Source organism: Pseudomonas soli (genome assembly GCF_900110655.1).
In the GTDB taxonomy this organism is placed as follows: domain Bacteria; phylum Pseudomonadota; class Gammaproteobacteria; order Pseudomonadales; family Pseudomonadaceae; genus Aquipseudomonas; species Aquipseudomonas soli.
In genome coordinates, this window is record NZ_FOEQ01000001.1 from 895919 (window position 1) to 909987 (window position 14069).

Consider the following 14069-nt stretch of genomic DNA (forward strand, 5'->3'; position numbering starts at 1 on the left):
TGCGCTGAGCTTGACGGCTTGGCCGAAAGTGAACACTCCGAATCTTGCGTTATCTTTAACGGGCCAATCACGGGTCAAGCCCGCCACAGGTACCAGGCCGCCACGGTGCGATAGGGGCTCCACGCCCCGCCCAATACCCGCATTTGCGCGGGCGTCGGCGCCTTGTCCAGGCCCTTCATGCGTCGATACCCCTCACGCACGCCAAAATCATCCACCGGCAGGATATCCGATCGCTCCAGGCTATAGATCAACAGCATCTCCACCGTCCAACGCCCGACTCCTCGCAGCGCCACCAGGCGTTCGACCAGTGCGGCATCCGACATATGCAGCGCCTCTTCCCGGCTGGGCACCACACCCTCCACACGCGCCTGGGCGATCCCGTGAACCGTGGCGATCTTGCTAGCGGAGAGCCCACAGGCGCGCATCGCCTCCGGCGTCACCGCCAGCAACTGTCTGGGCGAGGGAAACGCTCCATCCGGGAACAACGCCAGCAACCGCCCGAGGATCGCCTCGGCCGCCCGCGCATGCAACTGCTGGTAGGCAATGGCCCGCACCAGCGCCTCGTAGGGCTCACGACCGGGGGTCGCCCGATGCAGGCAGGGCCCCACGGCGGCAATATGCCGCGCCCAGTCCGCATCCTGCTCGGCCAGCCAGGCAGCGGCAGCCTCAAAGGCCTGCGGGGAAAGGTCTGCAAGGATCATTGTTGGCGTTCCCATGGACACAGCCTCCCAGCCTAGCCCAACCGTTCATCGGTGAAACGCTCAATCTTGCGCATCTAATCGCTGGCATACCATTGATCCGCCCGTGGCGCCCCGCATAGAATTGAGAACTATTAACAATCACATTATCCGCGCAGGCTCTCCAGACGATGCAGATCAGACACGCTGAAACCGGCCGAGGTCGATCTGCTCTATCAGGCCCATCACCGCTGGCTGCGCGGCTGGCTCGGCGCCCGGGTGGGTTGCCGGGAGAACGCCGCGGACCTGGCCCAGGACACCTTCGTGCGCCTGCTCAAGGCGCGCCAGGCCTCGCCACTCAAAGAGCCGCGCGCCTATCTGAGCAGCATCGCCCGTGGCCTGATGATCGACCAGTTCCGCCGTCGCGCCCTGGAAAAAGCCTACCTGGAAAGCCTGGCCAACCTGCCGGAACAAGAGGCGCCCAGCGAGGAGCAACGCCTGTTGATCCTCGACACCCTCGAGCGCCTCGACCTTGCCCTGCAACGCCTCAAGCCCCGGGCCCGACAGGCCTTCCTGCTGGCCCAGCTCGACGGCCTCAGCCTGACGCAGATCGCCCAGCGCCTGGACGTTTCCCGGGCCACGGTGGAACGCGACCTGGCCAAGGCCCTAGGCGTCTGCTACCGGATGCGCTATGCCGACGCCTGACCAGTCACCGACCCAGGCCCAGGTCGACCAGGCCATCGAATGGCTGGTCAAACTGCGCTACGACAGCCCCGGCCCACGCACCGAACAGCAGTTCCAGCGCTGGCTGGCCAGCCACCCGCAGCATGCCCAGGCCTGGCAGCGGGTCAGCAGCCTCGGTGACGAACTGGCCAGCCTGCCCTCCGAGTTGAGTCGGCAGACCCTCGCCGGTACCGAGCGCCGACGCATGAGCCGGCGCGACCATCTCAAGCTGCTGTCAGTATTGGCCCTTGGCGGAGGCGCTGGCTGGGCGGCACGTGAACCGCTGGGCCTGTCGGCCTGGATGGCCGACAGCCGCACCGCCACCGGCGAGCGCCGTGAACTGCTCGGCAGCGACGGCAGCCTGATCCACCTGAACACCGCCAGTGCCATCGACCTGCGCTACAGCGCCGACCAGCGCCGGCTGACCCTGCTCCGTGGCGAAATCAGCCTGGACAGCAACGTCAACGACAACCGCCCGTTCAGCATCGACACCCCGGTTGGCACCCTCGGCACCCAGGGCGGCCAGCTGCTGCTGCGCGAGAACGCCCAGGGCCTGCTGCTGGCCGTGCGCCGAGGCGAGGTGACGTTGTTCCCCGCCTCCAGCGCCGCGCATTCGGTCAAGCCTGGCGAGGTGCTGCAGGTGTTCGCCCAAGGCGACTATCGGCCTGCCACCGTGCATGGCGACCCCTGGGCCTGGACCGACGGCGTGCTCAGCGTGCAGCAGATGCCCCTGGGCGAGTTCATCGACGAGCTGTCGCGCTACCGCCCCGGCGTGTTGCGCTGCGCGCCGGAGGTGGCCGGGCTGAAGATCTCCGGCACCTACCAGCTGGCCGACACCGACCAGGTCCTGCTGCTGGTCGCCCGTAGCCTGCCGGTGCGCGTCGACTACCGCACACGCTATTGGGTGAGCATCGGCGCCGCCTGAACAATTGATGAAAATAAATGAGGTGGAATCTCATTCTCGTCCGGCCTGAAGGAAAACAAGCCCGAACAGTGGTCTGACAACCTTCAGGAGCGCTTCATGATTCGCCCGTGTTCCCCTCGCAACGCCACCCTGCGCCATGCCATCCACGCTGCCGCCCTCGGCCTGGGCATGGCCTGCGCAGGCGTGCTGCCGACAGTCGCCGTCGCCGCGCCCGCCAGCCAGAGCCAGCAGCGCGACTGGAACATCCCGGCCGGCCCGTTGGCCGCCGCGCTGGACCAGCTGGCGCGCCAGGGGGGTCTGAACCTGTCGTTCGACGCCGGCAGCCTGCAGGGCAAGACCACCCAAGGCGTGCAGGGCCGGCATGACAGCGCGCAGGCGTTGCAGATCCTGCTGCGGGGCAGCGATGTGCAGGTCCAGCAGGAAAGCGAAAAGAGCTTCCTGCTGATACCCGCCCTGGAGATAGGCGATGCCCTGCAACTGGGCGCCACCAGCATCTCCAGCAACCGCCTGGGCGAGACCACCGAGCACAGCGGCTCCTACACCACTGGGGCGGTCACCATCGGCAAGACGCCGCAAAGCATCCGCCACACGCCGCAATCGGTGACCGTGGTCACCCGCCAGCGCATCGACGACCAGAACATCACCAACCTCACCAACCTGCTCGAGCAGACCCCAGGCGTGGTGGTCAACCTGACCGACAGTGAGCGGGTGCAGTACTACTCGCGCGGCTACCAGATCGATGCCATCCAGTACGACGGCGCCACCGTGGTGCAGAGCAGTGGCGGTGGTTCGTTCATCCAGAGCGATTCGGCAATCCTCGACCGCGCCGAGATCCTGCGCGGCGCCACCGGCATGCTGCGCGGCGCCGGCAACCCCTCCGGCACCGTCAACCTGGTGCGCAAGCGCCCCACCTATGAGTTCCAGGGCGAAGGCAGCGTCACCCTCGGCACCTGGGATGCCCAGCGCTACGTCGCCGACCTTTCCGGCCCCTTGACCGAGACTGGCAACGTGCGTGGCCGGGTGATCGCGGTGCATGACGAGAAGGACCACTTCCAGCAATCGCGCCAGGAGCGCAAGGATGTGCTGTACGGGGTCATGGCCTTCGATCTCGACGACAGCACCACCCTGACCACTGGCCTCGAGTGGACCCAGCTCGACGCCACCGGCGCCTGGGGCAACCTGCCGGCCGACTACGACGGTTCGCCACTGCCGTTCGGCCGCAGCACCTACCTGGGCGCCGACTGGAACCGCTGGAACCGCAGCAACCTGCAGACCTTCGCCGAGCTCGAGCATCGCTTCGACAATGACTGGACGCTCAAGCTGATGGCCCAGCGCACCCACTTCGAGCTGGACGACAACGGCTTCAAGCAGACCTACTTCAGCCGTGCCACCGGCACCGCCAACCCGACCCGCAACCCTTACCTGATGAGCTACCAGGTCACCGAAGGCGATGGCGGCGAGAGCCTGCAGAACAACCTCAGTGCCACCCTCAACGGCCCGTTCGACCTGCTCGGTCGCAGCCACGAGCTGATGCTGGGCGTCGAACGCATCCGCAACGACTCCTACGCCTCGGCCACCAACAATGTGCAATCGGGCGTGTTCGACATCCGCACCTGGGACCCGAAGACCAGCCTGGCCAACCCGAGCATCGACATCACCGCCCACCCGGTACGCACCCGCACCACCCAGGAAGGTGCCTATGCCACCTGGCGCATCTCCCTGGCCGATCCGCTCACCGCGATCATCGGCGCCCGCGCCAACTGGTATGACTACGAGCAGGAAAACAACACCAAGGCCAACGGCAAGTTCAGCGTCGACAACGAGATCGTGCCCTACGCCGCGCTGATCTACGACCTCAACGAGAACTTCAGCACCTACGCCAGCTACACCGAGATCTTCAACCCGCAGACCAACACCGATGCCGCCGGCTCCGTGCTCGAGCCGGTCACCGGCGAAGCCTACGAGACCGGGATCAAGGGCGAGTTCTACGAGGGCCGGCTGAACACCTCGCTGGCGTTCTTCCGCATCTACCAGGTCGGCAACGCACTGGACGACCTCAGCGGGCCTAACCCGTGCCTGCCCAACTACACCAGCGGCTATTGCAAGGTCGCCGCGGGCAAGAACCGCAGCCAGGGCTTCGAGCTGGAGATTTCCGGCGAAGTGCTGCCGGGCTGGAACGTGACCGGCGGCTACACCTACAACACCACCGAATACCTCAAGGACACCACCGGCAACAACGGCAACCCGATCCGCACCACCGACCCCAAGCGCATGCTGCGCCTGTTCACCAGCTATCGCCTGCCGGGCGAGCTGCAGGCCTGGACCGTGGGCGGCGGCGTGCAGGCGCAGAGCGCCATCTACAACCGCAGCGGCACAGCCGAAGCTTCGCAGTCGGGGTATGCGGTGTACAACGCGATGGTGAACTACCGCTTCAACGACAACTATTCGTTGCAGTTGAACGCCAACAACCTGTTCGACAAGAAGTACTACCGCCAGGTGGCGCCGACGCCGACCGGGTACTACTGGGGCGATCCGCGCAATGTGTCGGTGACCTTGCGCGGAACCTTCTGACCTGCCGTTCGATGGCTGGGGGTCAGTCCGCCACCGCCTGAAGCTTGCCTGCCCGGCGATAGGCCTGGCGGGCGAAGCACACGAACAGCCCCGCCATCAGCGCCAGCGCCATGGGCAGGCCATGGGGCGCCACGTCCATCGCCGCGCCGCTGACCAGCGGCCCGACCAGGCTGCCGACGCCCCACAGCAAGCCGACGCTGGCGTTCGCCGTGACCAGGTCCTGGCCTTTGAAGCGCTGCCCGATCAGTACCAGCGCCAAGGTATAGATGCCCCCCGCCACCGCGCCGAGCACCACCAGCAGCGGCCACAGCAGCCAGGTCATCTGCAGCAGCCAGGGCAAGGCGATGCCGATCATCATTGCCACCAACCCGCATACCAGGTGCAGCCCGGTACGCTCGACCCGGTCGGCGAGCCAGCCCAGCGGCAGCTGGAAGAGCATGTCGCCGGCGAACACCACGGTCACCATCAGCGCCGCCACGCCCACGGCGAAACCATGGCTGGTGGCGTACACCGGCAGCAGCGACAGCACCACGGCATCGAAGAACGAGAAGAACAGCACCGCCACGCACAAGGCCGGGGCCACACGGAAGAAACCGGCCAGGCCGAAGCTCTTGGCGTCTTCCTCATGCTCGACATGATCGTTGGGCACGGTGAACAGGATGCACAGCAAGGCCAGGCCATAGCAGAGGGTGACCACGCCGGTCAGCCATGGGCTATTGGCGCCCAACAGCGCCAGCAGCGCCGGGCCGAGCACCTGGAAGCCGGTGAAGCTGGTGGCGTACAGCGCCATGATCTTGCCGCGGTTGTGCTCGGGGCACAGCTCGTTGACCCACGACTCGCCGAGGATGATCGCGATGCCCATGCCAATACCGAGCCCCAGGCGCAGCAGCGCCAGCCACAGCATCGAGTCGAAGGCCCACTCGAGCAAGGCGATGCTAAGGGTGCACAGGCTGAAGCTCAGCAAGTAGATGACGCGGCGGGTCAGGTGCCGGCAACAAGCGTCGACCATGAACGCCGAGAGCATCATGCCCGCCGCCGGGATCGCCGAGATGATGCCGATCTCCAGCGTCCCCGCCCCCGCCTCGTGCAGACGCAACGACACCAGCGGCAGGCTCGCCCCGAGGCTGAAACCGACCACCGACACGGCGAACAACAGGCCCGCCAGCAAACGCATGTTCATGTACCACTCCTTGCAAGCCGGCGCACAGGGGCTCTGGCCCTGGCCGACTGGAAAATCCGCTGAAAGATGTTCGAACGCAGACGCCCGCCGTCACGCCGGGAAGGCGCGCTACGCAGGGGCGCGGATCAGTTCAGGGCAAGGTGTGGCGAGAAGGTGAAGGCGAACAGCACGCTGCGTCGACGCTTGAGCACCGTGTCGCTCGGCCACGCGCGGCGCGCTGTCGGGGCGACAGGCTGGCGGTGTGGGCGAAGACTACGGGTACGGCGCATTGCATCGGCTACGCAGGATATTGAGGAGGCGGCACTCTAGGCCAAGGTGATCCGGACCGTCAATCGCCACAGTGGCTTCGCCCTCTCTGTGGACGCCGCCGCGCTACAACGCCCGCTCCTCTCAGTGCTTGCCGGTGGAAGGCAAGAACACCGCCAGCAACCCGAACAATGGCAGGAACGAGCAAACCCCGTACACATACTCGATCCCACGCAGGTCGGCCACATACCCCAGCAGCGCCGCGCCGATCCCGCCAAACCCGAACATCAGCCCGAAGAAGATCCCGGCGATCATCCCCACATTGCCCGGCACCAGTTCCTGGGCATACACCACGATGGCCGAGAACGCCGAAGCCAGGACAAAACCGATCACCACGCTGAGCACGGTGGTCCAGAACAGGTCGGCATAGGGCAGCGCCAGGGTGAACGGCGCCACGCCGAGGATCGAGAACCAGATCACCGCCTTGCGCCCGATGCGGTCACCTATGGGCCCGCCAAAGAAGGTGCCCGCCGCCACCGCGCCAAGGAACAGGAACAGATGCAGCTGCGAACTGGCCACCGACAGCTGGAACTTCTCGATCAAGTAGAAGGTGAAGTAGCTGGTGAAGCTGGCCATGTAGAAGTACTTGGAAAACACCAGCAGGCCCAGCACCACCAAGGCCATGATCACCCGCTGGCGCGAGATGCCGTGGGTGGCCTGCACCGCCTTGCGCGCCTTGGCCTGGTTCAGGTGCTCCTTGTACCAGCGGCGCAGCATCAAGGTCACGGCAAAGAAGAACAGCCCGGCCACGCCGAACCAGGCCACGTGGGTCTGGCCGAAGGGAATGACGATTGCCGCCGCCAACAACGGGCCAAGGGCGGAGCCTGCGTTGCCGCCGACCTGGAAGCTCGACTGGGCCAGGCCGAAGCGCCCGCCCGAGGCCAGCCGGGCGATGCGCGAGGTCTCCGGGTGGAAGGTTGAGGAGCCAATGCCCACCAACGCCGAGGCCAGCAGGATCATCGGGAAGCTGCCAACGAAGGCCAGCATCACGATCCCCACCAGGGTGCACAGGGTGCCCAGCGGCAACAGGTTCGGCGTGGGCCGCTTGTCGGTGAAGAAGCCCACCCACGGCTGCAATAACGAGGCAGTGATCTGGAAGGTCAGGGTGATCAGGCCGATCTGGGCGAAGCTCAGGTTGTAGTTGGCCTTGAGCATCGGGTAGATCGCCGGCAGCACGGCCTGGATCAGGTCGTTGATCAGGTGCGCCAGGGCACAGAAACCAATGATGCTCATCACCAGCGGCGTGGCCGGGTTTGCCGGGCTGCTCGCGCTGGAAGTCGGGGTGCTGCTGATGGCCATGGGCTGGATGTCCGTCTGCGGGTTGGGATCCGATTATCGTGAAACAAATAGATACGAAGCTACCTTTTTATTTGCGCGAGCCTTCCATCCGACACGTACTTGTAAATAATTCTCAATATATTTAGCATCCTTTCTCCTCTTCCCTGTGAACGCTGGGCGAAACCGCCCGCCCCCTGCGAGCAGACCGATCCCATGAGCCCGATGCCCGCCTTGCAGCCCACGCCCGACCCCGAGCAAGAAGCCCTGGACTGGTTCTCGCGCCTGCGCCAACCCGGCTGCGACGAGGCCCTGCGCCAGGCATTCGCCAGCTGGTGCCAAGACCCGCTCAACGCCAGGGCCTATGCCCAGCTCGAAGCTTACTGGCAGCAGTTGCAGGTGCCGGCGGCCCGGCCCCGACCACGGGTCGCCAAGGTACGCCGCAACCGTGCCGGGCTGTGCCTGGCGCTGCTGTTCCTGATGCTGGTGGCGGCACTGGCCTGGCTCTACTGGCCACTGATGCAGCGCCTGGGCAGCGAATTGCACACCGACAGCGGCGAACGCCGCAGCGTGCGCCTGGCCGATGGCTCGACCCTGCACCTGGACAGCGCCAGCGCGATGAATGTCGACCTGCGTGGCCGCACCCGCCAACTGCATCTGGTGCAGGGCCAGGTCTATCTAGAGGTGATGCTCGATGGCCGGGCCATGGAGGTGCAGGTCGATGACACCCGGATCCAGGTGTTCGGCACCCGCCTGCAGATCGCCCGCCATGCCGACCACGACGAACTGGTGGTGCTCAGCGGCAAGGCCGCGGTCCTGCAGGGGGGCGACCAGCGCCTGGTGAATGCCGGTGAACGGGTGACGTTCAGCGAGAGCCGTATCAATTCGGTCGAAAAGATCGATGCCAGATTGGCCGATGCCTGGCGCAACGGCCAATTGAAGGCCAGGAACCTGCCGTTGAGCGAAGTGCTGGAGCGCCTGGCCGATTACCGTGGCCAGCGTGTCTGGATGATGAACGAGCAAGCAGCCTATCAGCGGATCAGCGGTGACTTCGACCTCGACCACCCGGCGCAGAGCCTCGAGCGCCTGGCCGCCGATCAGCAATTGCGCCTGCACAACCTGCTCGGCCACTGGCTGATCGTGCGTTGAGGCGCCCTTCCGGGCTAAGCGTTTGAAAGGTTGGAAATTTTTTTTGAAAACGTTGTTGACAGGATCGCGATTCGAGCTAATAATGCGCGCCAAGTTGGCTACATAGCTCAGTTGGTTAGAGCATAGCATTCATAATGCTGGGGTCCGGGGTTCAAGTCCCTGTGTAGCCACCACCTTCTAAAAGGGCTTATCGAAAGATAAGCCCTTTTTCTTTGCCCGCGAAAACGTTACTTCACTCCCGCCACCACCACGGCCAGCCCCAGGCCGATCAAGGCCACCCCGATTACCCGGTCAACCGTGCGCTGGCGCTCGATCATCGCCGCCCGCAGTCGCGCACTGGAAAAGAACACCGCCACCAGGCTGAACCACACCCAATGGGCAAACGACATGAACGCGCCATAGGCGAAGTCCAGCGCCAGCGGGCTGCCCGGCCGCACTACCTGGGTATAGGCGCTGACCACGAACAGCATGGTCTTGGGATTCAGCGCATTGGTCAGAAAGCCCGTGCGCAACGCGCTCGCCACGCTGGAAGCGCCTTGCGCCAGGCCGTCGAGGCTGATGCGCGTGGTGTTGGTCAGCGATTTATAGCCCAGGTACACCAGGTAGCCCGCCCCCACTACCTTCATGGCCAGGAACAGGGTCGGGGTCTGGCTGATGATCACGGCGATGCCGAGCACGGTGTACAGCACATGCACTTGCACGCCCAGGGCGATGCCTGCCGCGGCAGCGAGGCCAGCTTTGCGGCCTTGTGCGTAACTGCTGCGGGTGACCATGGCGAAGTCGGCGCCAGGACTGATGACAGCCAGAATGGTGAACAGGGCTACGGCGATGAGTTCGTTCACGAACAGGGATCCTCGATGAAAATTCACGGAAGATGGGATTATCCTGTTGCCTTGAACGAGTAAAAATCGATTTATAGTCTGGCTAATCTGCTAGTTTTACTCACCTATTCGCATTGAATCGACTGGCCTATCGCGGGGCAGGCCCGCTCCCACGAGCGCAGCCTCAGCATGCGTGGGAGCGGGCTTGCCCCGCGATAAAGCCGGAACAGGCCAGCACATGAAACTGCCTCCCCTTACCGCCTTTCGCTACTTCGACATCGCCGCCCGCACTGAAAGCTTCGTGCGCGCCGCCGAGCACCTGCATGTCACCCACGGCGCCGTCAGCCGCCAGGTGCGCCTGCTCGAGGAAAGCCTCGGCGTGGCACTGTTCGAACGGCGCAACCGGGCAATCTTTCTCACCCCCGCCGGTCGCGAGTTGCACAGCACCACCCAGTCGATCTTCGAGCAATTGGAGGGCGCCGTGCAGCGCCTGCAACAGCAGCCAGAAGACAACGTACTGGTGGTCTCCTGCGAGCCGACCATCGCCATGCGCTGGCTGATCCCGCGCCTGCCGCGCTTTCACGCCGCACACCCCGACCTGCAACTGCACCTGGTGGCGGCCGGCGGGCCGGTGGACTTCGCCCGTGGCGGCATCGACCTGGCACTGCGCCGCGATGACTTCCATTGGGACCGCCAGCTGCACAGCCTGAAGATCTGCGATGAGTGGATCGGCCCGGTCGCAAGGCCAGACTTCAAGGGCCAACGCCTGCTGCACAGCACCACCCGCCCCGATGCCTGGGCCACCTGGCTACGCCTGAGCGGCCAAGGCATCCGGCACACGGCGCGCAGCGACTTCGAGCACTTCTACTTGTCGATCCAGGCCGCCAGCGCGGGCATGGGGCTGGCCATCGCCTCGGCGCTGATGGTTCGCGACGAACTGGACAATGGCCAGCTACAGGCGCCGTACAGCTTCCTGCGCGACGGCTCCGGCTACCACCTGCTCAGCCCGCAGCCGCTGGACGACGGCAGCAAGCGCCAGCGCTTCGCGCAGTGGGTCGGCGACGAGTGCCGAGCCTGTCTGGCTCACCTGGGCTTGCTGCAGAACGACGACCCGGCCCCGCCGTCACCGCCCCAGGTGCGATAGCCGGCCGTGTCGATATGGATACGCCCCGAGGGGTAACGGCCAAGCCCCATGTTCCAGGCCTGGCCGTGCTGCTGCCAGAAGCGGCACAGCGGGTTCGGGTCGGCCCAGGGTGGCAGCAGCAGGTCGACGGCGAAGGCGCGCATGTGCGCACTGCTCGGCGCGCCGCCGGCGCAGGCATTGAGCCGGGGATCGCGGTAGGCCGACACCACTTCGAACTGACGCAGGATGCCCTGCTGGTCCAGGGTCTTGATCAATGCCAGGGTTGAACGCACCGCCGGCCAGTGGCTCGCCGGCGGCACCGCGAAGGGTGAAGCCTTGCACAGGCGCCAGTCCGAGGCCGAACGCAGCAACTGATGGATCGGCACCACGCCATACAGCCGGGCGTCCACCAGCATTTCACGAAACCTGCGGTTCTCGTGATCCCCGGCCCACTGGGCGAACATCCACACATCGCGTTCATCGGCCTGGGCCGTACCCAGCCCGATCAGCGCGCTAGCCAATAGCCATATCCTGGCGCTTTTCATTCCCCCACCTCTTCATCCACCATGGGCGGTCCGCCGTCCTGGCGGCCACTGACAAGGAGTTAAGCATGCACAAGATTGCTGTATCGGGCCTGGCCGCCCTCGCCTTCAGCGGCCTGGCCATGGCCGACGCGCAGATCGACCTGGGCGATGCCCAGCGGGTCACCCGGCTGTTCGCCTATCCCAACAACTGCAACGTGATCTGCTACCGCGACTGGACACTCGAACAGACCGTCGAGCACTACCTCACCCAGAGCGTGCAGCGCGACGGCTATGCCAATGCCAAGGTCACGGTGAACCGCGACAACGACAAGCTGCGCGCCAGCATCACCGACGTACCGGCGAGCTACACCGAACCCTTGCGCAAGCTGCTCGACAGCGGCGAGCTGGCCTACCAGGGCGCCACCCGCCTCAACCAGAAAGGCGGCTGGGACTATAGCTGGTACCTGTTCCTGCCCCTGGGCATGGCCTTGGAGAACCGCCGCAGCATCGAACTGCTGCACTTCCCGCCGGACTACTCGCTGACCCGCTACCAGGACTACCTGAAGTCCAACACCACCGACCGCTGGGCGCAACTTCTGACCTTCAACGGTATCGAGGCTACCCAGACCCCGGCCTACCAGACCATCGTCGACATCGCCCCGATCGCCGCGCCGGCCAGCGCCGGCAAGGACCTGGAAGGGGTCTACAGCTACTTCAACGACTACCAGGTGCGCATGGTCAAGGAAGTGGCCCTGACCCACGACGGCAAAGGCGCCTTGCCGATGGTCGCGTTCGGCGCGCCGGTACGGGCCTGGATCCAGCAGCAGTATGGGCCGAAGGTGAATGTGCTCGGCTTGGTAAGCATCAGCCCCGAGGCCAACAGCGCCAAGGTGCCCGTGCTCGGCGCTAACCACCCGAGCGCGATCTGGTACGCCGCCGACCCGAAAAGCTACGACGGCGACCAGGACAAGGCCGACGCCGCAGGCCTGAAGATGATGGGCCAGGACCTCTCCGCCGCCTGCTGGCAGGCCGGCATGGGGCGCAACCCGCAGGCCGATGCCAAGCTCACCCTGGATGCCTGCACCAGCAAGTGGCAGGTAACCCAGAAGAAGCAGACCTGCGAATTGTTCTACCGCACCATCCGCGAGATGACCCCGGAGCAGGCGGCAGCCAAGTGCAATACCGGAACGGTGACGCGCAGCTTGCGCGACCTGCGTAAACCGGTCGAAGTGCAGCACCCAGAGATCTGAGTTACTTGCACAAGGGGCCGCGATGCGGCCCTCTCGCCGACAAGCCGGCTCCCACCCCGACCGCGCCGCCTTCAAGCCAAGTGCCATCGCCGTGGGAGCTGGCTTGCCAGCGATGGGGCGCATAGCGGCCCCAATACAAGACAGCGTGCGAAATCAGTCTTCGAGCAACGTACAGGCCATCACCAGCGCATCTTCCCGCCCGCCCGCCATCGGATAGTAGTCACGGCGCCGACCGACTTCATTGAAGCCATAGCGCTCGTACAAGCGATATGCCGACTGGTTGCTGGCACGCACCTCCAGGAAACACTCCCGGCCATTGAGCTGGTAGGCCCGGGACATCAGGTGCTCGAGCAGGCGCAGGCCGAGGCCACAGCCCTGGTTCTCCGGCTTTACTGTGATGTTGAGCAGGTGCGCCTCGTCGATGATCACGTTGATCACGCCATGGCCGACCTGCTGCTGGCCGTCGAACATCAGCCACACTTCGTAGGACTTCAGCGCATCCTGGAAGATGCCGCGGGTCCAGGGATGGCTGAAGGCGGCATATTCGATCTTCAGCAGGGTATCCAGATCCGCCTCGGTTGCCGGGCGGAAACTGATCGAGTCACTCATTCAACGCGTTTCCAGCGCGCCATCAGCTGGCGCATGGCTTTCCAGACGTCCGCCTTGCGCTGCGGCTCGTCCATCAACAGTTCAAGGCCGGGCAAGGCCCAGGCATCGCCGAGCAGGTCGACCTTGAGTTCTTGGTAATAAGCTTCGCCGTCTGCCTGGCCGGCGAAGCGAATGGCCGGCAGGCCGATCAGCCACAGGCAGGCGCACGGCGCCTCTTCCAGGCGAGCGGCGATAAAGCCCTGGACAAAGTCCCGGGCGGCATCCGGCCCCTGGTCCATGTTGCCGCGCATCAGTAGCGGCCAACGCACCGGCTCGCCAATGATCTGCGGGGCGTCCGGCAGACCGGCGGCGCGCAGCATGTCCTTGAGCAGCAGGTAGGACGGGTCGCGGCTCTGGAACGGCTGGCCGGTGGCCAGCTCCACCAGCAGCAGACAGTCGCCGGCACGCAGCAACTGCAGGGCGAAGCGCGGTGGTGGCACAGGCGCCGGGCGCGGCGCGGGAGGCTCTGCCTCTGCCTCGACCGGCTTGGCGGCGACTTTCGGCGCGCTGCCCGGGCGCGGGATCTCGATCTTCGGCCGCTCGGCACGCGCCTGAGGGGCTGCCGGAGTGGCGCTCGGCGCAGGCGCGGCCGGACGCACCTCGAAGTCGACCTCATCGACCGGCGCCACCGGCAACAGCAGCTCTGGCCGCGACGGCGCGGCGAACGGCAGTTCGGCGCGCGGCAGCCAGTGCACCACTTGCATGGCGGACAGGTAGGCGCGGCGGCGGGACTCGATCAGCAAGGCGCGGGTATCCGGTGGATAGTCGAAACAGTCGGGCATTCTAACGCTGTTGACCTGGATGCGCCGCAACAGATTGTCGGTCATCGCGGGCCTGCCCCGCGATGAGGCCGGTGAATCCCCCAAAAGGATCAGGGTTATCCCCATAACAGACCAA

13 protein-coding genes and 1 tRNA gene are annotated in these 14069 nt (G+C 65.4%); 7 read left to right on the forward strand and 7 right to left on the reverse strand.

Annotation, left to right across the window (positions count from 1 at the left end; genetic code table 11):
* Positions 1-74: 74 nt before the first annotated feature.
* The gene (locus BMY03_RS04150) at positions 75-701 is read right to left on the reverse strand and encodes a DNA-3-methyladenine glycosylase family protein (RefSeq protein ID WP_094010309.1); all 627 of its coding nucleotides are present in this window, start codon (positions 699-701) and stop codon (positions 75-77) included.
* Positions 702-884: 183 nt separating this feature from the next.
* Here BMY03_RS04150 and BMY03_RS04155 point away from each other — a divergent pair, with 183 nt between their 5' ends.
* The 3 genes from BMY03_RS04155 to BMY03_RS04165 all read left to right on the forward strand — a co-directional run bounded on the left by BMY03_RS04155 (position 885) and on the right by BMY03_RS04165 (position 4896).
* Positions 885-1382: a sigma-70 family RNA polymerase sigma factor gene (locus BMY03_RS04155; protein WP_094010310.1), complete on the forward strand. Its 498-nt coding sequence runs from the start codon at positions 885-887 to the stop codon at positions 1380-1382.
* Positions 1369-2325 carry a FecR domain-containing protein gene (locus BMY03_RS04160; protein WP_094010311.1) on the forward strand — a complete coding sequence of 319 codons (957 nt, stop codon included), beginning with the start codon at positions 1369-1371 and terminating at the stop codon, positions 2323-2325. Before BMY03_RS04155 ends, BMY03_RS04160 begins: the two co-directional genes overlap by 14 nt.
* 96 nt (positions 2326-2421) lie before the next feature.
* The gene (locus BMY03_RS04165) at positions 2422-4896 is read left to right on the forward strand and encodes a TonB-dependent siderophore receptor (RefSeq protein WP_094010312.1); all 2475 of its coding nucleotides are present in this window, start codon (positions 2422-2424) and stop codon (positions 4894-4896) included.
* Positions 4897-4918: 22 nt separating this feature from the next.
* Here BMY03_RS04165 and BMY03_RS04170 read toward each other — a convergent pair whose 3' ends face one another.
* The gene (locus BMY03_RS04170) at positions 4919-6076 is read right to left on the reverse strand and encodes an MFS transporter (RefSeq protein ID WP_038707339.1); all 1158 of its coding nucleotides are present in this window, start codon (positions 6074-6076) and stop codon (positions 4919-4921) included.
* Between the two features lie 390 nt (positions 6077-6466).
* The gene (locus BMY03_RS04175) at positions 6467-7681 is read right to left on the reverse strand and encodes an MFS transporter (RefSeq protein ID WP_094010313.1); all 1215 of its coding nucleotides are present in this window, start codon (positions 7679-7681) and stop codon (positions 6467-6469) included.
* Between the two features lie 201 nt (positions 7682-7882).
* Between BMY03_RS04175 and BMY03_RS04180 the strand changes: the two genes are divergently transcribed.
* Positions 7883-8806 (forward strand): FecR family protein, encoded by a 924-nt coding sequence (locus BMY03_RS04180; protein WP_094010314.1) that lies wholly within the window; start codon positions 7883-7885, stop codon positions 8804-8806.
* A 96-nt stretch (positions 8807-8902) separates the two neighbouring features.
* Positions 8903-8979, forward strand: a tRNA-Met gene (locus BMY03_RS04185).
* A gap of 54 nt (positions 8980-9033) precedes the next feature.
* On the opposite strand, the gene BMY03_RS04190 is transcribed toward BMY03_RS04185, so the two are convergent.
* Complete coding sequence (locus BMY03_RS04190; RefSeq protein ID WP_094010315.1) at positions 9034-9648, reverse strand: LysE family translocator; 615 nt, start codon at positions 9646-9648, stop codon at positions 9034-9036.
* A gap of 217 nt (positions 9649-9865) precedes the next feature.
* On the opposite strand from BMY03_RS04190, the gene BMY03_RS04195 reads away from it, so the two are divergent.
* Positions 9866-10771 (forward strand): LysR substrate-binding domain-containing protein, encoded by a 906-nt coding sequence (locus BMY03_RS04195; RefSeq protein ID WP_038707336.1) that lies wholly within the window; start codon positions 9866-9868, stop codon positions 10769-10771.
* Here the strand turns inward: BMY03_RS04195 and BMY03_RS04200 are convergent.
* Positions 10711-11295: a D-Ala-D-Ala carboxypeptidase family metallohydrolase gene (locus BMY03_RS04200; RefSeq protein WP_177182873.1), complete on the reverse strand. Its 585-nt coding sequence runs from the start codon at positions 11293-11295 to the stop codon at positions 10711-10713. The two genes, BMY03_RS04195 and BMY03_RS04200, sit on opposite strands and share 61 nt — an antisense overlap.
* Positions 11296-11360: 65 nt before the next feature.
* On the opposite strand from BMY03_RS04200, the gene BMY03_RS04205 reads away from it, so the two are divergent.
* Positions 11361-12524 carry a hypothetical protein gene (locus tag BMY03_RS04205; RefSeq protein ID WP_094010316.1) on the forward strand — a complete coding sequence of 388 codons (1164 nt, stop codon included), beginning with the start codon at positions 11361-11363 and terminating at the stop codon, positions 12522-12524.
* A gap of 153 nt (positions 12525-12677) precedes the next feature.
* Here the strand turns inward: BMY03_RS04205 and rimI are convergent, their stop codons facing one another.
* Together rimI and BMY03_RS04215 are read right to left on the reverse strand one after the other, a co-directional pair.
* The gene (gene rimI / locus BMY03_RS04210; RefSeq protein ID WP_094010317.1) at positions 12678-13133 is read right to left on the reverse strand and encodes a ribosomal protein S18-alanine N-acetyltransferase; all 456 of its coding nucleotides are present in this window, start codon (positions 13131-13133) and stop codon (positions 12678-12680) included.
* Positions 13130-13915 (reverse strand): energy transducer TonB, encoded by a 786-nt coding sequence (locus tag BMY03_RS04215; RefSeq protein WP_094010368.1) that lies wholly within the window; start codon positions 13913-13915, stop codon positions 13130-13132. Before BMY03_RS04215 ends, rimI begins: the two co-directional genes overlap by 4 nt.
* Between the last annotated feature and the right edge of the window lie 154 nt (positions 13916-14069).